General features: G+C 57.3%; 12 protein-coding genes. 3 read left to right on the forward strand and 9 right to left on the reverse strand.

Features of this window, described 5'->3' with window-relative positions:
* Positions 1-576, forward strand: a 576-nt coding sequence (istB, locus tag ABIE57_RS19850) for an IS21-like element helper ATPase IstB (RefSeq protein ID WP_354540769.1), incomplete at its 5' end; no start/stop codon positions are given.
* A gap of 59 nt (positions 577-635) precedes the next feature.
* Positions 636-1,229, forward strand: coding sequence for a recombinase family protein (locus ABIE57_RS19855; RefSeq protein ID WP_454283826.1), 594 nt, complete (start codon positions 636-638; stop codon positions 1,227-1,229).
* A 2-nt stretch (positions 1,230-1,231) separates the two neighbouring features.
* On the opposite strand, the gene ABIE57_RS19860 is transcribed toward ABIE57_RS19855, so the two are convergent.
* From ABIE57_RS19860 to ABIE57_RS19870, 3 genes are all read right to left on the reverse strand, one after another.
* Positions 1,232-1,444 (reverse strand): hypothetical protein, encoded by a 213-nt coding sequence (locus ABIE57_RS19860; RefSeq protein ID WP_354540770.1) that lies wholly within the window; start codon positions 1,442-1,444, stop codon positions 1,232-1,234.
* Positions 1,445-1,747: 303 nt separating this feature from the next.
* Positions 1,748-1,930, reverse strand: a complete 183-nt coding sequence (locus ABIE57_RS19865; protein ID WP_354540771.1) for a hypothetical protein — start codon at positions 1,928-1,930, stop codon at positions 1,748-1,750.
* 46 nt (positions 1,931-1,976) lie between these two features.
* Entirely contained in the window at positions 1,977-2,219 is a 243-nt protein-coding gene (locus ABIE57_RS19870; protein ID WP_354540772.1) for a hypothetical protein, read from the reverse strand.
* 449 nt (positions 2,220-2,668) lie between these two features.
* Here ABIE57_RS19870 and ABIE57_RS19875 point away from each other — a divergent pair, with 449 nt between their 5' ends.
* Positions 2,669-2,860 (forward strand): hypothetical protein, encoded by a 192-nt coding sequence (locus tag ABIE57_RS19875; RefSeq protein ID WP_354540773.1) that lies wholly within the window; start codon positions 2,669-2,671, stop codon positions 2,858-2,860.
* A 52-nt stretch (positions 2,861-2,912) separates the two neighbouring features.
* Here ABIE57_RS19875 and ABIE57_RS19880 read toward each other — a convergent pair whose 3' ends face one another.
* The 6 genes from ABIE57_RS19880 to ABIE57_RS19905 all read right to left on the reverse strand — a co-directional run bounded on the left by ABIE57_RS19880 (position 2,913) and on the right by ABIE57_RS19905 (position 9,303).
* Entirely contained in the window at positions 2,913-4,199 is a 1,287-nt protein-coding gene (locus ABIE57_RS19880) for a Fic family protein (protein WP_354540774.1), read from the reverse strand.
* A gap of 267 nt (positions 4,200-4,466) precedes the next feature.
* Entirely contained in the window at positions 4,467-4,727 is a 261-nt protein-coding gene (locus ABIE57_RS19885) for a hypothetical protein (RefSeq protein ID WP_354540775.1), read from the reverse strand.
* 32 nt (positions 4,728-4,759) lie between these two features.
* Complete coding sequence (locus ABIE57_RS19890) at positions 4,760-5,671, reverse strand: ArdC family protein (RefSeq protein ID WP_354540776.1); 912 nt, start codon at positions 5,669-5,671, stop codon at positions 4,760-4,762.
* Between the two features lie 642 nt (positions 5,672-6,313).
* Positions 6,314-7,357 (reverse strand): IS110 family RNA-guided transposase, encoded by a 1,044-nt coding sequence (locus ABIE57_RS19895; protein ID WP_354540777.1) that lies wholly within the window; start codon positions 7,355-7,357, stop codon positions 6,314-6,316.
* Positions 7,358-7,766: 409 nt separating this feature from the next.
* Positions 7,767-8,342 carry a hypothetical protein gene (locus ABIE57_RS19900; RefSeq protein WP_354540778.1) on the reverse strand — a complete coding sequence of 192 codons (576 nt, stop codon included), beginning with the start codon at positions 8,340-8,342 and terminating at the stop codon, positions 7,767-7,769.
* A 1-nt stretch (position 8,343) separates the two neighbouring features.
* A complete protein-coding gene (locus ABIE57_RS19905; RefSeq protein ID WP_354540780.1) occupies positions 8,344-9,303 on the reverse strand; it encodes a hypothetical protein in 960 nt (319 codons plus the stop codon).
* Positions 9,304-9,582: the final 279 nt, after the last annotated feature.

Consider the following 9,582-nt stretch of genomic DNA (forward strand, 5'->3'; position numbering starts at 1 on the left):
GCCGCCAGGCTGCGCCACGTGGGTGCCTGCCACGAAGATGTCGATTACCGCGCGCGGCGCGGTCTCGACAAGGCGCTGTTCCAGAGCCTGCTCACGGGCAAGTGGATCACCGACAAGCGCAACCTGATCATCACCGGCCCCTGTGGGGTCGGGAAGACTTGGCTCGGTTGTGCTCTGGCGCAAGCGGCCTGTCGCGACGGCGTCACCGTGGTCTACAAGCGGATGCCACGCCTCTTCGAAGAACTGGAGCTGGCCCATGGCGACGGGCGCTTTCCCCGCTTGTTCCGCAGCATCACGAAAGCGCAGCTGCTGATCCTGGATGACTGGGGACCGGACCGATTGACGGGCACGCAGCGCCGCGACCTTATGGAAATCGTCGAAGAACGGTATGGCCGCGGTGCAACCATGATCACCAGCCAATTGCCCATCAAGGCTTGGCATGACGTCATCGGTGAACCCACCTTCGCCGACGCCATCCTCGACCGCATCGTCCACAACGCTTACCGCCTCGAACTCGAGGGCGCGTCCATGCGCAAAACCATCGCCAAAATGGATGACGAAATGCCTCAAACCTGATACCAGAAACACGCTGCCTCACGGCAACGCGTCACCGGTGGGCGGATAGCCCGGAACAGGTGGGCGCATGTTGTCGGAATGGGTGGGCGGATGTTCCGGAATACGCAATCGGCTATGCCCGTGTCTCCACGGATGAACAGAATCTCGACATGCAGCGCACCGCGCTCGAAGGCGCGGGCTGCGTGCGCATTTTCGAGGATCATGGCATATCGGGCAGCGCGACAATGCGGCCCGGCCTTTCGGACGCGCTGCACACCATGACGGCGGGCGATAGCCTTGTTGTCTGGAAGCTCGACCGGCTCGGGCGCTCGCTCGGGCATCTGGTCGGGTTACTCGATGATCTCGGCAAGCGCGGCGTGGGCTTTGCTTCGTTGACGGAAAGCATCGACACGACGACCGCAGGCGGGCGGCTGGTGTTTCACATGATGGCGGCGTTGTCAGAATTCGAGCGTTCGCTGATTATCGAGCGCACAAGAGCCGGTATGTCAGCGGCACGACGACGCGGCACGCGGTTGGGGCGTCCGTTGAAAATGACGCCGGAGCGCCTGCAAAAGGCACGGGCGCTGTTGGATTCCGGCGCACACAGCAAGCGCTCGGTTGCCGCCCTGCTCGGCGTGCATGAAAGCACCGTGCGGCGGGCGCTCAAGGGGTAAGTTCAAGATTCTTTCACGGTCGTGCGCGGGTTCTTCTTTGCCGGGCTTTCTTTCACGAACCGGCCCGATTTCGCGCTCCGCGCCGAACCGGTCGCGCCGCCGCCGGTTTTCTCGAACACCGTCGTATCGGGGCTACGCTTGCCGTGCGCCTTTGTAACGTAGCGCCCGCTGATAGCGCTGCGGTAATGGCCGCCGCTTCCTGATTTCTTCGCCATGATCCGACCCTTTCGTCAGTCGATTGCCAAGCTTCCACCGCTCAACATTTGCGGTAGGTTGTGTTCTGGCCCTTGCCGCAATTACCGCAGGGCGGCAGGCGGTCGCTTGCATCGTCGAGATACACGCTCCAATCGCAGTTCGTGCAGCAATAGCGTCCTTTGCCAGGCTTTTCACCGATATCCGGCATCATCCGTTTCCTTCTACTACATTGCGTGCCCGAGTCGGCACTGCATACGACATAGCAGATTTTTGATAAGAACGAAAGGGCAACACCGGTGCGTGCCAGACGGAAGGGTGCGGCATCAAACGGGTGCCGCGCCCTCGCACTGGTACAAGACGTCATGACCGAGAAAGCCGCAGTCGCGCCAGCGTTCGTCATGGATCGAGGTGTCTTTGGCGATCTGGACGGCGGCGTCCTCGTCGTCCGCCTCGATGATGATGTTGTGCACGACATATTCGCCGCGTGAGATGATGTAGCGTGGCATGGTCTTTTCCTTTCCTTGCATGATTTGAATGAGAAGCGGGGCGCGCTCATGCGCGCCCGTTTTCCTCTTTGTTCTGGTGATCCGGCCCTTCGAGGGGCTGGCGCAGGACGATGCGGCCATTAATCGGCACCGTTTCGAGCTGGAGGGTGTAGCCTCTATCGTCCTTGTGCCGCCAGGCCGCTCCGACCTTGTTCCAGTAGGATTTCTCGCCCTTGTCGATGACGTGCCAGGCCAGAAAGTCCGGCGCGTTGTATTGCGGGGAGTCAGATTTTTTCTGTGTGCGTGCCATGATGGTTCTCCTTTGGTTTGGGGTTGGCGCGTTACGCCATTCCGCAAGACCGGACGAAGAAGGCACGGCGTCATTTCCAACACGGTCCGGCTCTGCCGGAGTGGTGCGGGCAGGATATTGATGGCGGGCCGCTAGCGGTCAGGAAGTCAGGCGTTTTTCGAAAACGAGCCGACCGCGATCCAAAGAGCGTTCATCGCACAGGCATCACGTGACCTGAGACCCAAGCGATCACGGCGCTCCGTCTTTCCTCTGGCGACCGTCCTACAGTCCTTCCGAGAATTCAGTGCTGGCAGAAAGGGCTACAGCCTGCGGCCAAGGCGATAAGCCTGCTCCACTGCGTTACGCCCTCCAACGATGTTTGGCGGTGTCCGCGCGGGCCGCTTCCTGCGTCGTCCTGATCCCGAGAAGACCTGGATAGGCCGGGTCTCACGACGGAAAAGGAGGATCACATGATCACGCTTCTCACCATGCACGAGCTGCACGGCTTGACCGCTCAGGAACTCGGCGAACTGCATCAACTTTTTTCGATGCTGCTGATCGAGACCGAGCCCGATACGCCGGATCACCGCAATATACTGGCAACGCTCGAAAATATCGAACGCGCCATGGGCTGCACCGCAAGGCTATCATGCCGATGCTAGGCCGTCCTGAAGTCCTGCCCAAAGCCCTGCCCTGCGGGCAGGGCTTTGGGCTTTATGAGAAATCGACGCCTTCGATGTCCTTTGGCTTCAGACGGTAGCGAATAAGATTACCCTCATGCAGCCCTTGGAATTGTTCGTGGGCGTAGGCCACGACAGCATCCCGCTCATCTTCGGGAATGTCGTGCCTGGCAGCGAGGTCAAGAATGTCGTCTTTGCGAAAGACTTTGGTTTGCAGGACGCTATAGCGGACGGCTTCGCGCACAAAGTCACGATAGACAATCGCCGCCTTTTCGGGCGATTCAACCTCGGCACGGAGAATGCGATATTTTTCGGCAGAGGCCAGATAGCTATCGATAAAAACCTCGCGCAGCAGCGCCACATTATTGAGCTCGTAGATGCCGATCAGTCCGTCGATATAGGCCGCGTCATCCATAGTCAGGAAGGACATGGGCGCGAGGTCTGCCTTGAGGAGCGGGATGTTGGACGCCACGCGCGACGTGCGCTTATTGATATCTACAAACGCCTGAAGATAAGGGATATGAACGAGCAGGAAGAATGACTGCTCGAACGGATCACTGATCTCCGCCGCCTTGTGCAGCAGGATGTCGAATTCTTCTTCGATGGTGATGGCATCATCGAGGGGCTTGTAGCTCGAATGCGAAATCCCGACCGGCGTGCCGCGCAGTCGTCCGGCCATGGCCGGGTCGGCGAGCAAGCCGTCGGCCAGAAGCGCGTGAATCCCGAAGATATCGGGGCGGGACAGGCCGATATCATCAAGATTATCGACCACATATTCGATGGCTTCTTTGTGGTTGAGGATCATCAGCGCTTCTTTGCGGTCCTTGCCCTCTGCCGCTTCACCGAAGCGGATCAGCCGCTCGGTCTGGAGAATATCGTAAGTGTTGCCTTCAAGGCGAGATGACGCCCAGGACAGATCGACCAGAAGCTGTTCAAGGATACGCCGCGCATAGGTTCCGGCCTTGATCATGCCGCCCACGGGCTGCCCTGCGTTTCGTAGCCTCTCACGGTCTGCCTCGGGGATGTAGAAGGTCCGGTTCGGCACATAGGCGTCGAGGAATTCAGGGCTGTAGGCGACGGGAGGCCGCCTGTTATAGGGGGTCTGCAAGTGCGCGCGGACGACGGCTGCGCCCGCAATCGTATAGACGGTCGCGCGACCCTTGCCGGAAACTTCGAGCCTGCCCGCCTCGACAAGGCGCTTGAGCGCCCGCCAGACGGTCGTGTCGCTGGACTTCGGTGCTGCGCCTCTGCGGATTGCCTCGCGGCCCGACTCGGGGTGCGCGGCAACGTAGTCCAGTATGTCTTGATCGACTGAGGTCATGAAACGTAAACACAGCTCCGTGAAACGATTAAACTTATAATATACATACGTTTTATGGCTTGCGCAAGTTTTCGTTGCAAGTATTTTGAAACGTAAAAGGTGTCGCTGACCTGTTGAAACGAAAGCGCAGCAATGCGCAATGTTTATCTAGCTGATATAGTTATATATTTCAGGAAGCGGGCAAAATCCCTGCAAGCATTTTGCAACGAAAAGGTGCCCTGCACCTTCGCGGCTGGCCTCGCGGCCAGCCGCGAAAATTTTCTTGCCCTAGAACAGCGATAGCTGCGCGCCGTTCCAGCCGGTTTGCGCGGCTTCGTGGTCAAGCCATGCCGTAACAAAGGCCACCGCGCCGCCGTACTCGGCGACATGACCGCAGGGCAGAAAGTTCGAGCGGTAGCCGGTTTCGGTCACGGGAAGCGGCACGCGGCCTGCGCTGCGCAGCTCGATGTGATCACTCATCCCGAATTTTTCCGGCGTGAAGGTGATCTCGATATCGATTCCGCGCCATGTGATGCTGTGCTTTTCCATGTCTCAGCCCTCCTTGCGGGCAGAGCCGCCGCTTACGCGGCGACTCCTTCCTGCTGCTGGGGTTCCTCGATCACGGGCTGCAAGCCGTGCAGGAAATCTGCTGCACGCTGCGCATGGGCGGCGGCGCTGAAGATCGCGCGCTTGTCATCGCGCAGCACCTTGAGCCAGCTCTGGATATAGGCGGCATGGTCTGTGCCAGGCTCCGGCGTCAACGCCAGATCGGCACAAAGGAACGCTGCGCCCAGCTCGGCGACCAGTTCCTCGCGGGCATAGCCTTCATCGCCCCACCGCGTGCGCCCGAATTCACGGTCAAGGCGCTTTTCGTGCTTCGTCCAGTGGGTCAGCTCGTGGGCAAGCGTCGCATAGTAGGCTTCGGGGCTGCGGAAGCTCTCGAAATGCGGCATCCGCACGTAATCTGTCCCGCCGCTATAATATGCCCTGTTGCCACCGTGCCGGACATCCGCACCCGTGGCGGTGAAGAATTCTTCGGCATGGTCGATCCGCTGCGCTGGGTCGATGACAGGCTCGGGCTTGGTGTAGAAATGCTCCGGCAGCCCTTCGATCTGCTCCACGTTGAACACGCTATAACCTTTCATGAACGGGATTTGCCGCTCTTCCTCGCTGCCGCCGTCCTGCTCTTCGGTCTTGGTGATGGTGTTGGCATAAACGACCAGATTCCCGCGCTCGCCCTTGCGCACATGCGCGCCCATCTCCTTGGCTTGTCGGTAGGTCATCCAGAACGGCGACAGATAACCGCCTTCCATGGCCGCGCCCCAAAGCATCAGCACGTTGATTCCGTTATAGGGCATGCCGTTATGGCGCAGCGGCTTGATGATCCGCCCGTCCATGTTTCCGGCTGACCATGGCTTGTGCCATGTCAGTTCGCCTTGCTCCAGATCGGCAATGATCTTGTCTGTAACTTTCTGGTAAACGTCTTGTTTCATTGGCTCTTTCTCCTTTTAAAGCCGGTTGCACCTGCAACCGGACTTCTTTAATGCGGTTGTTGATCAATCGATTTTTGGGGTTTTTCCCCAGTTCGATTTCTAAATTTCGGTGTTTGATTTCTTTGGATTCTCATTTCCATTTCCTCCTGATGAATAAGGGGTTGCGTCATGCAACCCTTGCCCATCGGCGAGATCGGGAGGGTATGGGGGCGGTATGAGTTCGGGCATGGCAGAGTTGCGAGCAAGCGGGGTGAAGCCTTGCGCGCGAGCGTTTCTGCCATGCTGTAGAAGTCGTGCCAGGGGGAAGGGAGGGCAGCGCCCCCCTTTATCCCCCCAACAGGAATTCAGTGCCGCCGGATAGTTCCGGCGACAATATTATTGTGCATGATTTTCAGGCCGCAGTTTTTCGTCCAATGGCAGGTATCGTGCTTCTTTACGGGATCAACACAGGTAATGCCGTGTCCTGTTGTTGTGCTGTCCCAAGTTACTTTCCAAAAAGAAGAGTGAGGCGGAACTATCTAAGCCACGCAGCCAAAATGCTGCATCCGGTTGCCCGTTCTCGCCTCGTCCCTTCCCGTCCTGCCGGACGACTCTTCACCTAATTAAGCGGCAAAGAGCAATTCTATTACATCGGGCATCGTTTTATGCTGCGGTGACTTGTTGGCTATCAGGCTCTTGAAACTGAAATTCGGTTCCGTTTTTCCACATCGTATGCATCAGCACCGCCAACCTGCGCGCGACGGCAACGCAGGCGTTCTTCTTCGAGCTGCGGCGCGCCACTTTCAGCCCCCAGCTCTTGATGGCGCTCGGGCGTGATGATCGGCTGAGCAGAACTTTTGCAGCCTCGAAAAGATGCGCGCGAACGAATGCATCGCCGCACTTGGTGATGTGGCCGTCATAGTCCACCTCGCCGGAAGCGTACTTTCGTGGCGTGAGGCCGAGCGCGGCCCCGACCGCACGGGAGCGCTGAAACCGTTCAGGATGGTCAACCCAGGTCTTGAACGCCAACGCCGTGAGCGGACCGACACCAGGAATCGTCATAAAGCGACGGCAAACGCTGTCGTGCTTCACATGATCAAGGATCAGTTTTTCAAGTTTTTTGCATTGCTCGATGAGCTGGCGGCGCACCTCCAGCATCGGCAAAATGAAGTCTTGCAACTCGGCGTCGCCGCTGATGAGCTCACGGGTTCGGGTTTCATAAGTCGCGGGCGTGACGCGCCCCATCTTCAGGCCAAAGACCTTGATTGTCCCGCGTATCTGACTGTCGATGTCCAGTCTCTTGTCGAGCAAACAACGGCGGTTGTTGAGCAGGACGCGCAGCTTCTGGCTGTCCTTGCTCTTCACATGAACCTCCTTGTACCAGCCGGTGCGCATGATGTGGGCAAGCCCTCTCGCATCGTTCCGGTCGGTCTTGATTTGTTGCGCCGAAAGCGCCGCCTTGGCGTGACGGGTCTCGATGCAGATCGCGTTCCAGCCATGTTTCAGCAACTCGGTACATAGCCACGGCGTAAGGCTACCGGCTTCCAGACCCAGCCTTTCAGGATCGAGGCTCCGGTCATTGAGCCACTGGCTGATTGCCGCTGGCTCTGTCGGTACTTCGCCTTCCTGGATAATGTCACCGTCTGCGTTGACGACACAGACCGCCGTGCTGTTGAGGGAAACATCGAGGCCACAGTAATACTTCATGATAAAGCTCCTTTCCGATAAGCTATTGCAAAGAATGTATTTTAAAGGGTCGATCATATCAGCACTGCCAAAATTTTCACGCGCCGCGCCGACCGCATTACAGTATCTAGGCCCGCGCCAATGAGCGGGGGGAGACCGTCAGGACCGCAGACAGCGGAGGGGGATCACCCGTCCTGCACAAGCCGCAGGCGCGGAAGGACGGGGACACCGCTGGCTGCGCCCGCAGCAGATGCGGAGGGCTTGGTCTTGACGGAGGACGGGGCCGCAGGCCCCAAACAGGAAAGAGAACGTCAGCCCATCAGGGCTGGCAATAGCTGCGCAAGGGATCGAAGCCGCACGGCTGAGACCGCCACAGGCGGGCTTAGTTCACGAGAGCCCGACCCGCGAGGGGTGCGCCACCATACCGAAGTCAAGCACGATGCATCCGCTCGACGAGGTAGTGAAGACCCAAGAGGGTGACGACCAACAAGCTCGCCAAAAGCCAAGTATATCCCGCCCAGGCGACTTCTTTGGCGATGTCGAGAACACTGTTTACCCATGGGCGGGTTGCGGCACGAAAGGCGATATGGGTCTGCAAGACACCAAATATAAAGAGGATGATTGACACGCTGGCACAGTAGCCGAAAAGGATTGCCAGAAACCGCCGCCTTGTAAGCTTTTCTGTAATTTCTTCGCCTTGGCGAAGGTGCTTTATGCTAGGTGAACGCCCCTTCATGATCTGGTCGAGGTTTTCATTTGTAAAGCTTGAAACCGCAGCCAGTGCGGCAATATAGAAGCCGATCAGAACGCCCATCAGAACATTTATGTCCGACGCCAGTTTCGAGCGGTCAAAGCCGACAAGGTGTCCCTCAAGCAAGACAGAAGCAGAAAATATGATCAAAAACAGGATCGTCGGATAAATCCATTGATACCAATATATGTCTGGGCTGCGCAGCCGTAGAAACGATAGGACCGTGAATACTTTCGTGTGCTTTTGAATAGCCATTCTAGTCGCCCAAATTATTGGCGACTTCAGTCATCTTGTGAATCATATCGTCTCTGAATGCCTCATGTCGCTGTCCAAGTGGAGGATCAAAGTCCGAAACAATTTCATTCTGAATGAACGCCTGCTCTAGAATCTCTTCGCCATCATGCTGCACCTCAGTTCTCTTGATCTGCCCGTTGGCGGCCTTGATACGAACAAAAACCTGAGTCTCCTCTTGGCCGCCCCTGAAGCCTTCCACAAAGCGACCGATCCTGCCGAAAACCCCTCTGGCTTGATCCTCGGAGACCCGTTTCTTCACTTCCCACCGCGCCTCATGCACGACTTCTTCAACGATGGGGTCTTCATCAAGGCCATCTCCATGGTTCTCTTCGTGCGAAATGAATTCAATGTCCTGAAGCGTGCCAGTCCGCAGGGCTTCACGTATCGTGCGGGATTGGTGTCCATCTACCTCGGAAAAAGCTCGAAATCGCTTTGTGTTGCCGTGCTCGTCCTGAGCCTCTTTCTCGTAGCGGTGATCATTACAGACCCAAGTCAGATGATCTTTAATCGAGCCGAAATGGATGCCTGGCACCTTCTCAATCAAGATTGTATGGCGGCCCAAATGGTCTGGATTTTTCTTTATGAGGATATGCGAAGCGTAATGGCCGCCTTCTTCTTCCTCCTTCTCGATGTCGCGGGTTCGCAGCGTGCCAAAGTGGAGGTAGGAAACGCCCGCGACATTCTTGTCACCTGCCTGAATAATCAACCTGTGAAACTGTTGGTCTTCGGCCAGATCAGCACACCACATGAGCCTGGCATTTTGAGAATAAGAGCGCATGGCGCTTCTGCGCGCAATTCTATCGCTTAGCGCTTCAATCAAGTCCTCTAGGCCGAAGTTCGGCGCATAATTAGGTGCGTTTTTGCGGTTTCGAATTACCAGTTTGCCGACTGCAATCCAGCGGTAATTTGATGGTAGTGCCATGCTCGAATTCCTCCCTTCAAATTCTTTTTGTCAACGCGGAGAGCCGGAGGCGCCGCTATCACGAGCTTCACGCAGCGCTCGATTGAAGAAGTGACGTGTGGCTTTGTCACGCGCTTCCGCGTCAGTGAGCACAATGTTCCGCATCTCGTTGTCCTTCTGGAACATACGGATAGCCCCTTGGAAGATGAACTGGCCCCTTTTTCGACCGGACACTTGGGCATAACCATGGAGGCTTAGGTATATGCCTGAGCACGTGCTTATGTCTGAGATAGAAATCAT

The organism is Roseovarius sp. MBR-6 (assembly GCF_040547525.1).
GTDB lineage: Bacteria > Pseudomonadota > Alphaproteobacteria > Rhodobacterales > Rhodobacteraceae > Roseovarius.

Coding starts and splice junctions, on each gene's coding strand:
- ABIE57_RS19890 (WP_354540776.1), bottom strand. CDS start 5,671: ATGAAACAAGACGTTTACCAGAAAGTTACAGACAAGATCATTGCCGAT.
- ABIE57_RS19880 (WP_354540774.1), bottom strand. CDS start 4,199: ATGACCTCAGTCGATCAAGACATACTGGACTACGTTGCCGCGCACCCC.
- ABIE57_RS19895 (WP_354540777.1), bottom strand. CDS start 7,357: ATGAAGTATTACTGTGGCCTCGATGTTTCCCTCAACAGCACGGCGGTC.
- ABIE57_RS19905 (WP_354540780.1), bottom strand. CDS start 9,303: ATGGCACTACCATCAAATTACCGCTGGATTGCAGTCGGCAAACTGGTA.
- ABIE57_RS19875 (WP_354540773.1), top strand. CDS start 2,669: ATGATCACGCTTCTCACCATGCACGAGCTGCACGGCTTGACCGCTCAG.
- ABIE57_RS19860 (WP_354540770.1), bottom strand. CDS start 1,444: ATGGCGAAGAAATCAGGAAGCGGCGGCCATTACCGCAGCGCTATCAGC.
- ABIE57_RS19885 (WP_354540775.1), bottom strand. CDS start 4,727: ATGGAAAAGCACAGCATCACATGGCGCGGAATCGATATCGAGATCACC.
- ABIE57_RS19900 (WP_354540778.1), bottom strand. CDS start 8,342: ATGGCTATTCAAAAGCACACGAAAGTATTCACGGTCCTATCGTTTCTA.
- ABIE57_RS19870 (WP_354540772.1), bottom strand. CDS start 2,219: ATGGCACGCACACAGAAAAAATCTGACTCCCCGCAATACAACGCGCCG.
- ABIE57_RS19865 (WP_354540771.1), bottom strand. CDS start 1,930: ATGCCACGCTACATCATCTCACGCGGCGAATATGTCGTGCACAACATC.